This is a genomic window from Roseomonas sp. E05 (assembly GCF_030063475.1).
Taxonomy (GTDB): Bacteria; Pseudomonadota; Alphaproteobacteria; order Acetobacterales; family Acetobacteraceae; genus Pseudoroseomonas.
Window position 1 is genome coordinate 203,372 of the sequence record NZ_JASIRT010000003.1, and the last position, 12,881, is coordinate 216,252.

General features: G+C 71.1%; 11 protein-coding genes. 2 read left to right on the forward strand and 9 right to left on the reverse strand.

Features of this window, described 5'->3' with window-relative positions:
• The 3 genes from QMO56_RS05225 to QMO56_RS05235 form a co-directional block, all read right to left on the reverse strand.
• The gene (locus QMO56_RS05225) at positions 1-1,146 is read right to left on the reverse strand and encodes a Xaa-Pro peptidase family protein (RefSeq protein WP_283523981.1); all 1,146 of its coding nucleotides are present in this window, start codon (positions 1,144-1,146) and stop codon (positions 1-3) included.
• Positions 1,143-2,486, reverse strand: a complete 1,344-nt coding sequence (locus QMO56_RS05230) for an FAD-binding oxidoreductase (protein ID WP_283523982.1) — start codon at positions 2,484-2,486, stop codon at positions 1,143-1,145. The genes QMO56_RS05225 and QMO56_RS05230 overlap by 4 nt, the downstream gene beginning before the upstream one ends.
• A gap of 67 nt (positions 2,487-2,553) precedes the next feature.
• Positions 2,554-3,492, reverse strand: coding sequence for a LysR substrate-binding domain-containing protein (locus QMO56_RS05235; RefSeq protein WP_283523983.1), 939 nt, complete (start codon positions 3,490-3,492; stop codon positions 2,554-2,556).
• A 137-nt stretch (positions 3,493-3,629) separates the two neighbouring features.
• Between QMO56_RS05235 and QMO56_RS05240 the strand changes: the two genes are divergently transcribed.
• Positions 3,630-5,573: an elongation factor G gene (locus QMO56_RS05240; RefSeq protein ID WP_283523984.1), complete on the forward strand. Its 1,944-nt coding sequence runs from the start codon at positions 3,630-3,632 to the stop codon at positions 5,571-5,573.
• Positions 5,574-5,592: 19 nt separating this feature from the next.
• Here the strand turns inward: QMO56_RS05240 and QMO56_RS05245 are convergent, their stop codons facing one another.
• The 4 genes from QMO56_RS05245 to trxB form a co-directional block, all read right to left on the reverse strand.
• Positions 5,593-6,843, reverse strand: a complete 1,251-nt coding sequence (locus tag QMO56_RS05245; protein ID WP_283523985.1) for an MFS transporter — start codon at positions 6,841-6,843, stop codon at positions 5,593-5,595.
• Between the two features lie 137 nt (positions 6,844-6,980).
• On the reverse strand, positions 6,981-7,487 hold the full coding sequence (locus tag QMO56_RS05250) for a CinA family protein (protein ID WP_283523986.1): 507 nt from the start codon (positions 7,485-7,487) through the stop codon (positions 6,981-6,983).
• Between the two features lie 996 nt (positions 7,488-8,483).
• On the reverse strand, positions 8,484-9,377 hold the full coding sequence (locus tag QMO56_RS05255) for a LysR family transcriptional regulator (protein WP_283523987.1): 894 nt from the start codon (positions 9,375-9,377) through the stop codon (positions 8,484-8,486).
• Positions 9,378-9,382: 5 nt separating this feature from the next.
• The gene (trxB, locus tag QMO56_RS05260; protein ID WP_283523988.1) at positions 9,383-10,357 is read right to left on the reverse strand and encodes a thioredoxin-disulfide reductase; all 975 of its coding nucleotides are present in this window, start codon (positions 10,355-10,357) and stop codon (positions 9,383-9,385) included.
• Between the two features lie 116 nt (positions 10,358-10,473).
• Between trxB and QMO56_RS05265 the strand changes: the two genes are divergently transcribed.
• A complete protein-coding gene (locus QMO56_RS05265) occupies positions 10,474-10,968 on the forward strand; it encodes an Lrp/AsnC family transcriptional regulator (RefSeq protein WP_235913591.1) in 495 nt (164 codons plus the stop codon).
• 80 nt (positions 10,969-11,048) lie between these two features.
• On the opposite strand, the gene QMO56_RS05270 is transcribed toward QMO56_RS05265, so the two are convergent.
• Together QMO56_RS05270 and greA are read right to left on the reverse strand one after the other, a co-directional pair.
• Positions 11,049-12,299, reverse strand: coding sequence for a threonine ammonia-lyase (locus QMO56_RS05270; RefSeq protein WP_283523989.1), 1,251 nt, complete (start codon positions 12,297-12,299; stop codon positions 11,049-11,051).
• A 2-nt stretch (positions 12,300-12,301) separates the two neighbouring features.
• Positions 12,302-12,775, reverse strand: coding sequence for a transcription elongation factor GreA (gene greA / locus QMO56_RS05275; RefSeq protein ID WP_283523990.1), 474 nt, complete (start codon positions 12,773-12,775; stop codon positions 12,302-12,304).
• Positions 12,776-12,881: the final 106 nt, after the last annotated feature.

A 12,881-nucleotide genomic window follows, 5' to 3' on the forward strand; every position in this document is an offset into this window, starting at 1 on the left:
TCAGTTCCCGATCTCGTTGACAATGAGGCCGCGCGGGAAGCGGGTCAGCAGCTCCGGCCCGTCCTCGCGCACCAAGACGGTCTCGCTGATCGAGGCGCCACCGGCCGAGGCGTAGATGTGGAAGACCATGCCGGCCTCGACGGTCCAGTCGGCGCCGGGATGCAGGATGCGGGTGAAGTCGCTGGTGCGCGGCGTCTGCGGCGCGTAGAGGCCGAGCGTGTAGCCGGTGATGTTGTCGTATCCCGGGCGCAGGCCGGAGCGGATGACGCCCTCGCGCAGGATGGCGTCCACGTCATGCGCGCGGGCGCCGGGGCGCAGCGCGGCGATCTGCTCGTCCTGCAACGCGATCAGCGTCTCGGCGGCGGCGGCCAGCGCGGGGGTGGGCGGGCCGAGCGTGACGCAGCGCATGATGCGCGCGCTGTAGCCGGCGATGCGCGGCGTCAGCTCGATATGCACCACGTCGCCCCGGGAGAGCGGCGCGTCGCTGAGATGGCCGTGCAGGAAGTCCCAGCCCGAGCCGGCGCTGATCGGCCCGGCCGGGCTGGGGTCGGCGCCCAGCTCGACATAGGTGGAGACCGCGATGCGCGCGGCGTCGCGCTGCGTGCCGCCGGGCACGCAGGCCGCCGCCGCCCGGCGCAGCGCCTCATCGGCCACCGCGGCGCTGCGGCGCAGGATGGCGATCTCGGCGGGCGACTTGATCAGCCGCAACTCGTTCACCACCGGGCCGATATCGACCAGCTCGGCCTCCGGCAGTGCCGCCTTCAGCTGCGCGAAGCGGCGGACGGACATGGCATAGGAGTTGAAGTCGAGGCCGATCCGCGCGCCCGACAGGCCGCGGCCGGCGAGGGCGGATGCCAGGGCCGGCATCGGGTCCTCCCAGTCGCGGTAGGTCGGGATGTCCTTGATCCAGGTGCGCTGGCGGCAGGGCGCGGCGTCGAGCGCGCGGATCAGGAAGAAGGGCTCGGCATCCAGCGGCACCACCACGCAGCGCCAGCGGTTGAGGGAGCTGCCATAGCCGGAGATCCAGGTCATCGCCTCGATCTCGTCGAGCAGCGCCACCTCGACGCCGGCAGCCTCCATGCGGTGGCGCAGCGCGGCAAGGCGGTCGGCGTATTCCTTCGCCGGGAACAGCACGTCTTCCGTCATGGATGGCCTTTCGCGGGGGTGGAGCGCCAGCCGTCCAGCCGGTCGCGCAGCTGGTAGGAGGCGCCCACCAGGGGCAGGAACCAGGGGCGGCCGTGGTATCCGGGCATGGTGGGGAAGGGCAGGCGCGCGAAGGCCGAGGGCCGGTTGGCGCTGCCCAGGATCTGCCGCGCGGCGCAGCGGCCGAGATGCGTCATGGTGACGACGCCGCTGCCGTTGCAGCCGAGCGCATAATGGATGCCCTCCTGCCGGCCGACATGCGGCAGGTAGTCGAGCGCGAAGGCGACATTGCCCTTCCAGCCATGGCTGATGCGCACCCCGGCGAGATCCGGCAGCAAGCCGGTCAGGAAGCCGTGCAGGCGGGCCGCGGAGCGCGTCGCGTCGGCGTCGACGAAGCTGGCGCGGCCGCCGAAGAGGATGCGGGTGAAGTCCGGCGAGGGGCGGAAGTAGTAGAGCACCTTCTTGGTGTCGCCATAGACGCGCAGCTTCGGCAGCAGGGTGCGGACGCGCGCCTCGCCCAGCGGCTCGGTGGCGATCATGTAGCTCGCCACGGGCACCAGGCGGCGGCGGTGCCAGGGCGTGGCGGCGCCGGTATAGCCGTTGGTGGCGACCATCACCTGCCGGGCCAGCACCTCCCCCTGGCTGGTCCGCACCCGGTAGCCGGCGCCCTCCTTCTCCAGCCCCGTCACCGTGACGCCGCCGCGCAGCGTGGCGCCGAGGCGTTCGGCGGCCTTGGCCAGCCCCTGGACATAAAGGCCGGGATGCAGCGATCCCGCGCGCTCGATCAGCAACCCGCCGTGGTAGAGGTCGGTCGCCACCTCCTCGCGTACGCGGCCGCGCTCCAGGATGGCGGCGGTGTCGCGTCCCGTGCGGTTCAGCATCTCCGCGCGGCGCTTCAGCGTGTCGAGCGCCTTCGGGGCATGGGCGCCCACGAAGCGGCCGGTGCGGCGGAAGAAGCACTCCACGCCTTCCTCGCGCAGGAAGGCCTCCATCTCGTCGAAGGAGGCCTCGGCCTCCTCGACCATTTCGTCGAGCAGCTTCTGGTCGAGCGCCTTGTGCAGGTCGGAACGGGCGCGGCCGAGGCTGCCCGCCCCGGAGAGCGCCCCGCCATTGCGCGAGGAGGCGCCCCAGCCGATCGCCTCACGGTCCAGCACCAGGGCCTTCACCCCGCTGCGGCCCAGCTCGATGGCGGTGGAGAGGCCGGCGATGCCGCCGCCGATGACGGCGACCTCCGCCGCATCCGGCAGCGGCGCTGGCGGGCCGGGCGGCGGGGGCGGCGCGAGCTCCCACCAATAGGGGCGCTCGACGAAGCCGGGGGCGAAGGGAGATTGCTGCTTGTCCACCCCGCAAGGCTGGCATGCGGCGGGCGCGGCCCGGCAGCCCAACTTTGGTTATGGTGCCCAGCGCTGGTTATGCCAGCCGGGTGACGCCCTCGGGCGGCGGCTCCGCCAGGATGGCCTCGGCGCATTCGCCGAGCAGCCGCAGGAACGCGGTGCGGTCAAAGGGGTTGCTCATTCCCTCAGACCAGATCGCGCGGTACTCGAAGGTCACCGCCGGCGCGAAATCCCGCAGGATCAGGCCGCGCCCGATGAAGGGGCGGGCGGCGAAGGCGTCGGTGAAGGTGATGCCGACCCCGGCCAGCGCCATCCCCGCCGCGCCGGCGATGAGCGGGCATTCCGCCATTTCCAGCGGACGCACGCCTTCATCCTCCAGCACGCGGTCGATCAGCGTCTGCTGGCCCTCATGGCGGGAGATGCCGATGAAGGGCTGCCCGTGCAGGTCGGCGGGGCGGATGGTGGCCCGCGCCGCCAGCGGATGGCCGGGCGGCAGCGCGCAGAGCACCCGGGTGCGCGCCACCAGGAAGGAGCGCAGGCTGGGGAGCCGCTGCATCGTTCCCATGAGGCCGATCTCCGCGCGCCGCGAGGCCGCCATCGCCATCACCCCGCCGGCATCCCGCGTGGTGAGGGCGAGGCGCTCGGCACCGGGAATGTCCAGCCAGCGCCGCGCCACCAGCGGCATCAGCTCCTGCGCCAGCACCGGGACGGAGGCGATGACGGCGCGGCGCGGCTCCTCCGCCCGCAGCCGCTCCATCAGGTGCTCGATCTGCTCCATGCCGACGAAAAGGCGCTCCGTCTCGTCGAACAGGCTGAGCGCGCGCTGCGTCGGCACCAGCCGGCCGTGCAGGCGCTCGAACAGGCAGAAGCCGCAGAGATCCTCGGTCTGGGTCAGGATCTTGCTGACGCCGGGCTGGCTGATGCCGAGGATCCGGCTGGCGCCCGTGACGCTGCCGCTCCGGACCACGGCCCGGAAGATCTCCAACTGCCGGTGCTGTAGGCGGGACTTGTTCATCTTGGCATTGGAGCAGCCGCGGGCTTGGCGGTGAAGGGTGGATCCGGGGTCTGCCGCCGGCAGAATTGAAACGAAATCGAAACTGAAGCGGCGCCTATACGCTAAGGGGATGGGGGAACTCCAGGAGGCGTGCTGTCATGACGCAACTCCACGGCAACGAACCCGGCCAGGCGCCGCCCCGCTCCGTGGCGCTGGTCGGCCCGCAGGGGAGCGGCAAGTCCACCCTGTTCGAGGCGCTGCTGGCCGCCGCCGGCACGCCGCCCCGGCGCTCCGCCGCGCGCGGCCTGGGCGCCGAGATGCGGCTCGGCCACGCCACCTGGCAGGACGAGCCCTGGGCGCTGCTTGACTGCCCGGGCTCGGTCGAGTTCGCCCATGACACGGATTGCGCCCTGGCAGTGGCCGACCTCGCCCTGGTGGTCTGTGACCCCGCGCCAGAGCGGGCGATGGCCCTGGGCCCGCTGTTCCGGCGGCTGGAGCAGGCGGAAATGCCGGCGCTGCTCTTCATCAACAAGCTCGACACGCTGACCGGGACGGTGCGCGACACCCTCGCCGCCCTGCAGGCGCAGAGCCGACGGCGCCTGGTGCTGCGGCAGGTGCCGATCCGCGAGGGGGAGAGCGTCGTCGGCTATGTCGATGTGGTCAGCGGCCGCGCCTACCGCTACCGGCGGGGCGAGCCCTCCGAGCGCATCGCCCTGCCGGAGGGCATGCGGCTGCGCGAGGCGGAGGCGCGCGGCGCGCTGCTCGAAGTGCTGGCCGACCATGACGACACGCTGCTGGAGAAGGTGCTGGAGGACGCAGCGGTCGAGCCGGCCGAGATCTACAGGCCGCTGCACAGCGGCGAGGCGAGCGGCGCCGTGGTCGGCGTGCTGATCGGCGCGGCGGAGCGCAACAACGGCATCCAGCGGCTCTGGAAGGCGCTGCGCCACGACGTTCCCGCCGCCGCGGAGACCGCCGCGCGCCGCGGCATCGCGGCGGAGGGCGATCCGCTGGTCCAGGTCTTCCGCACCCAGCAGGCCGGCCATGCCGGGCGGCTTTCCTCGGTGCGGCTCTGGCGCGGCACCTTGCGGGAGGCCGCGATGCTGGACGGCCTGCGCTGCGGCGCCATCCACCGCTTCCCCGGCGGCGAGGCGCAGAAGACGCCCCAGGCCGGTGCGGGCGACCTGGTGGCCATCGGGCGGCTGGAGGGGGTCCGCACCGGCGCGACGCTGGGCGGGCCGGAACTGCCCTTTCCCGCACCGCCGCCGCCGGTCCATGCGCTCGCCATCACGCCGGAGGACCGCAAGGACGAGGTGCGGCTCTCCACCGCGCTGCAGCGCCTGAGCGAGGAGGACCCGGCGCTGACGGTCAGCCAGGACGCGGAAAGCGGCGTGACGCTGCTGTCGGGCCAGGGCGAGATCCACCTGCGGACGGCGCTGGAGCGGCTGACGGCGGCCGCCGGGGTGAAGCTGCGCACCGCCCGCGCGCCGGTGCCCTTCCGCGAGACCATCCGGCACGCCGTGGTGCAGAGCGCGCGGCTGAAGCGGCAGACCGGCGGGCATGGGCAGTTCGCGGATGTGAAGCTGCAGATCGTGCCGCGCCCGCGCGGGGCGGGTTTCCATTTCGACGAGAAGGTGGTGGGCGGCGCGGTGCCGAGGCGCTTCATCCCCGCCGTGGCCGAGGCGGCGCAGGAGGCGACCCGCAAGGGGCCGCTCGGCCATGCGGTGGTGGATATCGCCGTGACGCTGCTCGATGGCGGCTTCCACAGCGTGGACAGCAGCGACATGGCCTTCGCCACCGCCACCCGCATGGCGATGCAGGAGGGGCTGGCCAAGGCCGAGCCGGTGCTGCTGGAGCCGTTGCATGAGGTGACGGTCAGCGTGCCGGCCGAGTTCACGGCGGCCGCCCAGCGCCTGCTGACAGGGCGGCGAGGGCAGATCCTGGGCTTCGCCGCCAAGCCGGGATGGGAGGGGTGGGACGAGGTGCAGGCCCTGATGCCGGAGGCGGAGCTGTCGGAGCTCATCATCGAGCTGCGGTCGCAGACCCAGGGCCTGGGCAGCTACGTCCACCGCTTCGACCACCTGGCCGAGGTGCGGGGCCGCTGAGGCCCCGCGGCGGCGCGCCTCAGCGGGTGGCGCGCTCGATGTTCGGCAGGAAGGCGGTCAGCACGCCGAGCAGCGGCAGGAAGGAGCAGATGCGGTAGACGGTGTCGATGCCCGCCCAGTCCGCCATCTGGCCCAGCGCCGCCGCGCCGAGCCCGCCCAGGCCGAAGGAAAGGCCGAAGAACAGCCCGGCCACCAGCCCGACCTTCCCCGGCATGAGCTGCTGCGCATAGACCAGGATGGCGGGAAAGGCGGAGGAGATGATCAGCCCGATCACGATGGTCAGGATCACCGTCGTGGTCAGGCCGACATAGGGCAGGGCCAGGGTGAAGGGCAGCACGCCCAGGATGGAGAACCAGATCACCGGCAGGCGCCCCACGCGGTCGCTCACCAGCCCGCCCAGCACCAGACCCACCACCAGCGAGGCCAGGAAGACGAAGAGATAGATCTGCGCCGCCTGCACCGACACGCCGAAGCGCTGGATGAGGTAGAAGGTGTAGTAGGAGCTGAGGCTGGCCGTGTAGACGTTCTTGGAGAAGAGCAGCGCCACCAGCACGGCGACGGCGAACAGCACCCGCCCGCGCGGCAGCGTGACGGCGCCCGCCCCGGCGGCGCGGCCGCGGGAGGCGCCGGCGATGCGGTTGCGGGCATACCAGCCGCCGACGCGGACCAGCAGGACCATGCCGAGCAGCGCGGCGGCCGAGAACCACACCAGGCTGCCCTGGCCGCGCGGCGCGACAATGAAGGCCGCCAGCAGCGGCCCGATCGCCTGGCCGAAATTGCCGCCCACCTGGAAGAGCGACTGCGCCAGCCCGTAGCGCCCGCCCGAGGCCAGCCGCGCGACGCGCGAGGATTCCGGGTGGAAGACCGAGGAGCCGACGCCGATCAGCGCCGCCGCCAGCAGGATCACGCCATAGCTCCCGGCCTGGGAGAGCACCAGCAGGCCGACCAGCGTCGAGGCCATGCCGACCGGCAGCGAGTAGGGCATCGGGCGGCGATCGGTATAGAGGCCGACCAGCGGCTGCAGCAGCGAGGCCGTGCACTGGAAGGCGAGGGTGATCAGCCCGATCTGCCCGAAATCCAGCGCGTAGTTCTGCTTCAGGATCGGATACAGCGCCGGCACCAGCGACTGGATCATGTCGTTCAGCAGGTGGCAGAAGCTGAGCGAGAGCAGCACGGCGAAGGCCGTCTCCCCTGCGCCGCTCTGGGCCGTCGCCTCGGGCGGCGTGGTGGCCTTTGGGCCACGATCGGGAGTCAGCGCCGCCTGGCTCATGGCTGTGTCATCTCTGCCGTGTAACGGGCGGCGAGTATTGCTCCCGCCTCATGAGGGGCGCAACCGCACCTCCCGGTGCGCATGGGTGGCATGCGCCCTGTACAGAAAGCCCCGCGGTACAGAAAGCCCTGCACTGATCAGGCGCGCGGCGGGACGGCGGGCGCGGCGGCAATGGCCTCGGCGAGCAGGTCCAGCGCCGCATGGGCGAAGGCCCGCATATTGGCGGCGCGCCCGGCGCGGCCGGTCTCAAGCGTGCGGACCTGGCTCACCGGACCGCTGACGGCGAGGCAGCTATGGCCGGCGGCATCGCCATAGCGGTTGCCGGTCGGGCCCGCGGCGCCCGTCTCGGCCAGGCCCCAGGTGGTGGCGAGCCGGGAGCGCACCGTCTCGGCCAGCAGGCTGGCATAGGGTTCGGAGGCGGAGCGCAGGCCGCGCATCTGCGGGTCACCGATACCCAGCAGGGCGGCGCGCGCCTGCGGCGTGTAGACCACGGCGCCGCCGCGGAAATAGGCGCTGGCACCCGGCACGGCCAGGAGGGCCGCCGACAGCAGCCCGCCGGAGGAGGACTCGGAGACCGCGATGGTCTCGCCCCGCGCCTTGAGCAGGGCGCCAAGCTGTTCGGCCTTTGGCAGCAGATCCTCCATCGGGCATTCTCCGGCGGGTAGGGGAAGAGAGGTTGAAGCCTAGCACCGCCAGTGGAAGCGGGCTCCCCCACCTCCGGGAAGGGCAAAAAAAGCTCCGAAGCCTCAAGCCGCAGCCACCGGCCTGGTACGTATTCCGGCGATTCCACTGGGGTTCTCACCCCGGGAGCCTCAAAGCCCTTCCTTCTTCGTCCAGCCCTGATCCCGCATGCACGTGTCGATAACCGAGTCTCTCAAAGGAGCGGCCGCGTCGCGGGTTCGATACACCGGCTGCTGAAAGCCTCCGCCATAGGTCCGGCACCGCCGCCCATCACGATCGCACTCGGTGCGCGTAGGCTCCCAATGGCCCGGGCGCTCTATGTAGCTCTGCCAGTCCGGAGGAATCTGGCGGCCGACTGCCTCACACTGCCTGAGAGCCGCAGCCCGGTCATCCGCGCTGGCCCCCGGCTTCTCCCATGTGGTGCATGCGGCAAGGGCGAGAGCCATAGCGCTGAAAGCCGCCAGGGATGTTCGGCTGTTCATGGAGGCTGTCCTCACTGAGAAGCCCCGCGGCCTATGGGTATCTTCCCGCAGGCACAGGGCTGACCAAGCTTCCGGCCCCTCGGAGCAGTTCCGTGTGCTCTGGAGCAGCGTTCTCCCGCGCCAGAAACCCCATGAACCATCCGGGCCGCCGGCAAGATGACAGGCATCTCCGCCAATGAGGGGACAACGCTCAGGGCGTATTCCGGTATCCGGGAGTCAAACAGCCTCGGCGGAAAGGGTTCTGGGCAAAAAGAAAGCCGCCGACCCGTGAGGGTGGCGGCCAAGTGATACAGGGAGGCTTCACGTCTGGGAGACGAAGGGTCAGAGACCCTTTCCGACCAAATCGTCGGATGAACACATCTTAACCGCCGCTGGGTTATGCGCCTTCCATCAATATCGACCAGCGGCCATGCATTTCTCGCATGGTGAAACTTCAGTGTCGGCGGAGGGTGGCGTTCCGGTCCCGCCGCCTGCCTCCTAGCTGTTCAGCGCGGCCAGTTCCGAAACCAGGAAGTCGCGGAACACGCCCACCCGCTTCGAATGCCGCATCTCCTCGGGATAGACGAAGTAGGCATCGATCCGTGGCGCCTTCAGGTCGGTCAGGACGGGGATCAGGTCGCGCAGGTCATCGCCCATGTAGTCGGGCAGGGCGGCGAGGCCGAGGCCGGAGCGTACGGCCTGCAGCATGGCGGGCAGGCTGTTCACCTCCACCGCCGCCCGGCGCGGGCTGCCCGGCCGGCGGCCGGCCTCGACCAGCCAGTTGATGCTCTCCACCGGCGGCCGGTAGTCGCCGTAGATGATCAGCCGGTGGGCATCGAGGTCCTCGGCGCGCTGCGGCATGCCGGCCTTCTTCAGGTATTCCGGCGAGCCGACGATCTTCCAGCCGAAGGTCGCCACATGGCGCTGGATCAGGTCCGGCTGCTTCGGCGCGTGCATGCGGATGGCGACGTCCGCCTCGCGCATGGCGAGGTCCAGTTCGGCGTCATCCAGCAGCAGCGTGACCGTCACTTCGGGGTGCAGCGACATGAAGCGGTTCAGCCGCGGCGCCAGCCAGGTGGCGCCGAAGCCGGTGGTGGTGGTGACCTTCAGGCGGCCGGCGGCGCGCTCGCGGCTCTCGGTCAGCAGCGCCTCGGTCATCGCCAGCTTGGCGAAGACCTCCCGCACCGTCCGGTTCAGCGTCTCGCCCTGCTCGGTCAGGATCAGCCCGCGGGCATGGCGGTGGAAGAGCGGCACCTGCAGGGCCTCCTCCAGCGCCTGGATCTGCCGGGAGACGGCCGACTGGCTGAGGTTGAGCGACTCGCCGGCATGGGTGAAGCTTCCCGCCTCGGCGACGGCATGGAAGACCCGCAGCTTGTCCCAATCGAGCGGCATGGCGATCAGGCGGCCTGCGCCTGGGCGTCATCCTCGCGGAGCGCCAGGAACTTCTCCGCCTCCAGCGCCGCCATGCAGCCGGTGCCGGCGGCGGTCACCGCCTGACGATAGATCCGGTCCTGCACATCGCCGGCGGCGAAGACGCCCTCCAGGCTGGTCCGTGTCGAATCCGGTGCCGTCACCAGGTAGCCCTCCCCATCCATCTCCAGCTGTCCCTTGAACAGCGCCGTGGCCGGTGCGTGGCCGATGGCGACGAAGACGCCATCCACCGCCATCTCGCGCGACTCGCCCGTCCTGGCGTTGCGCAGCCGCAGGCCGCGGGCGACCGGGGCGTGGCCGCCGGTCTCGGCCAGCACTTCCTCTGTCACCGTATCCCACAAAACGGTAACGTTCGGCTTGGCGAAAAGGCGCTGCTGCAGGATGCGCTCGGCGCGCAGCGTGTCGCGCCGGTGGATCAGCGTCACGGACTTCGCGAGGTTGGCGAGATAGAGCGCCTCCTCCACCGCCGAATTGCCGCCGCCGATCACCGCGACGTCCCTGCCGCGGAAGAAGAAGCCGTCGCAGGTGGCACAGGCGGAGACGCCGAAACCGGACAGCTCCTTCTCGCCCGGGATGCCCAGCCACTTGGCCTGGGCGCCGGTGGCGATGACCAGCGCCTCGGCCTCGTAGGTGTCGCCCGAGTCGCCGGTGCAGCGGAAGGGCCGCTGGGAGAGGTCCACCGCCGTGATCAGGTCATGCTGGATGCGGACGCCGACATGCTCCGCCTGCTCGCGCATCTGCTCCATCAGCCAGGGGCCCTGGACGGGCTGGGCGAAGCCGGGAAAATTCTCGACCTCGGTGGTGATGGTGAGCTGCCCGCCCGGCTGCATGCCGGCGACCACGAGAGGGGAAAGGCCGGCGCGGGCGGCATAGATCGCCGCCGTGTACCCGGCGGGGCCGGCACCGAGGATCAGAAGGCGGGTGCGGTGCAGTTCGGGCAAGGTTCTGGTCCTGAAAACGCTCTGGATGCGGAGGATATCGGAAAGATGGGCTATCCCCGCAAGCCGATGCCTTGAACATGGGCGCTCGTGCAAGGATATTGCGCCTGAAGCGCCGCATGAGCAACGAAACGGTTCCGATGAAGCCTGAAACTGTTGACCATCTCGATACGGTAGACCGCCAGATCCTCGCGGAGTTGCAGGCCGACGGGCGCATGACGAATGTGGAGCTCGCCCGCCGTGTCGATCTCTCGGCGCCACCCTGCCTGCGCCGGGTGCGGCGGCTGGAGGAGGGCGGCATCATCCGCGGCTACCATGCCGATATCGATCCGGTGGCGCTGGGCTGGGAGATCACCTTCTTCGCCCTGGTCGGGCTGGAGAGCCAGAAGCATGCGGTGCTCTCCGCCTTCGAGCAGGACGTGACGACCTGGCCGGAGGTCCGCGAGTGCCACATGATCCGCGGCGGCGGCGACTTCCTGCTGCGGCTGGTGGCGCGCGACACCGCGCATGAGAATGCGCTGACCAACCGCCTGACCGCCGCGCCCAATGTCGGGCGGGTCACCACATTGCAAACCATCCATACCGCCAAGGATGTGCCGGGAGTGCCGCTCTAGGGAACGGAAAAAGCGGCGCCGCGGCGGCGGCCCCCGGCCACGCCTCGGTGAGGGTGGCCCAGGGATGGCCTGGCGGCGGCTCAGCCGCGCCGGACGGCGTAGCTGGCGGCCTCCAGCGCGGCGATGATGGCATTGCCCTGGGCGGCATCCCGCACCTCGATCATCAGCTCCAGCTCGGTGGACTGCACCGTGGGCGCCCCGAAGAGCTGCTGGTGCTTCACCTCGATGACATTGCCGCCCGCATCCGAGATGCGCTTCGAAATGTCGGCCAGCACGCCGGGCCGGTCGGGGATGTCGAAATGCAGCCGCAGGATGCGCCCGTCCCTGAGGAGCTGGCGCAGCAGCACGTTGGAGAGGGCGCGTGCGTCGATATTGCCGCCGCAGACCGGGGTGCCGACCTTCCTGCCGGCGAAGCGGGCGGGATGCGCCAGCAGCGCCGCCACGCCGGCGGCGCCGGCGCCCTCGGCCACCACCTTCGCCCCCTCGGCCAGCAGGGCGACGCCCTGCTCCACCGCGCGCTCCGGCACCACCAGCACCTCGATGCCCAGGCGCTTCAACAGGGCATAGGGCGCCTCGCCGACGTCGCGCACGGCGATGCCCTCGGCGATGGTCGGCCCGCCGACCGCCACGGGGCGCCCGGCGAGGCGCTGCGCCATCGCCGGGTAGCCCTCCACCTCGACGCCATAGACGGTGAGGGAGGGGTTCAGCTCCAGCGCGGCCGCGGCACAGCCGGCCAGCAGCCCGCCACCGCCGACGGGGAAGATCAGCGTGTCCAGCCCCGGGGCGTCCTCGATCATCTCGATCGCCATGGTGCCCTGGCCGGCCATCACGCCGGGGTCGTCATAGGGGTGGATGAAGGTCAGCCCCTCGCGCAGGGCCAGGGCATGGGCATGGGCGGCCGCCTCGGCCAGCGTCTCGCCGTGCAGCACCACATTGGCGCCCCAGCTCTCGGTGCGGACCACCTTCGTGGCCGGCGTGAAGCGCGGCATGACGATGGTGGCCCTGATGCCGAGCAGGCTGGCATGGCGGGCGACCGCCTGGGCGTGATTCCCGGCCGACATGGCGATGACGCCGGTGGCCTTCTCGCGCGGGGTCAGCATCGCCAGGCGGTTGGCGGCGCCGCGCTCCTTGAAGGCGCCGGTCGCCTGGAGGTTGTCCAGCTTCAGCCAGACCTCGCAGCCGGCGGCGCGGCCGATGACGGGCGCCGGCACGGTCGGCGTGCGCAGCACCGCGCCCCGGATGCGCGCGGCCGCCTCCCGCACGTCGGCCAGGGTGATGGCCGGCAACACCGGCAACTCGGTCACCAGGCCCGAGAGGCTGGGGCTGGCCATGGTCAGACGAAGCGGACCTTGGCGATCTCGTAGGCGCGGGCGCCGCCCGGCGCCGGCACCTCGACGGAGTCGCCAAGCTTCTTGCCGAGCAGCGCCTTGGCCAGCGGGGAGGAGATGGAGATCGAGCCGTTCTTGGTGTCCGCCTCATGCGCGCCGACGATGCGGTAGGTCTTCTCCTCCTCCGTCTCCTCGTCGATCACGGTGACGGTGGCGCCGAAGCGCACCTGGTCGCCCGACAGCTTCGAGACGTCGATCACCTCGACGGAGGGAATGATGCCCTCCAGCTCGGCGATCCGGCCCTCGATGAAGGACTGGCGTTCGCGGGCCGCGTGGTACTCGGCGTTCTCGGACAGGTCCCCATGTGCCCGGGCCTCGGCGATCGCGCGGATCACGGCCGGGCGCTCCTCCGACTTCAGTTGCCGCAATTCCTCTTCGAGCCGGGCCAGGCCTTCGGCGGTCATCGGGAACTTCTGCACGGCAGTTCCTTCCTTCATACGCGGCATCAACCGCCGGGCGGAAAACCCGGCGGTTGCTTGGCACCCTTTCACGGGGCCTTTGGCGGGGACAAGGAGCGGGCGTGGC

Bases quoted from the DNA above. Each gene is read 5' to 3' on its own strand.
- QMO56_RS05265 (WP_235913591.1), top strand. From the start codon at position 10,474: ATGAGCAACGAAACGGTTCCGATGAAGCCTGAAACTGTTGACCATCTC.
- QMO56_RS05240 (WP_283523984.1), top strand. From the start codon at position 3,630: ATGACGCAACTCCACGGCAACGAACCCGGCCAGGCGCCGCCCCGCTCC.
- QMO56_RS05235 (WP_283523983.1), bottom strand. From the start codon at position 3,492: ATGAACAAGTCCCGCCTACAGCACCGGCAGTTGGAGATCTTCCGGGCC.
- QMO56_RS05245 (WP_283523985.1), bottom strand. From the start codon at position 6,843: ATGAGCCAGGCGGCGCTGACTCCCGATCGTGGCCCAAAGGCCACCACG.
- QMO56_RS05270 (WP_283523989.1), bottom strand. From the start codon at position 12,299: ATGGCCAGCCCCAGCCTCTCGGGCCTGGTGACCGAGTTGCCGGTGTTG.
- QMO56_RS05255 (WP_283523987.1), bottom strand. From the start codon at position 9,377: ATGCCGCTCGATTGGGACAAGCTGCGGGTCTTCCATGCCGTCGCCGAG.
- QMO56_RS05250 (WP_283523986.1), bottom strand. From the start codon at position 7,487: ATGGAGGATCTGCTGCCAAAGGCCGAACAGCTTGGCGCCCTGCTCAAG.
- QMO56_RS05225 (WP_283523981.1), bottom strand. From the start codon at position 1,146: ATGACGGAAGACGTGCTGTTCCCGGCGAAGGAATACGCCGACCGCCTT.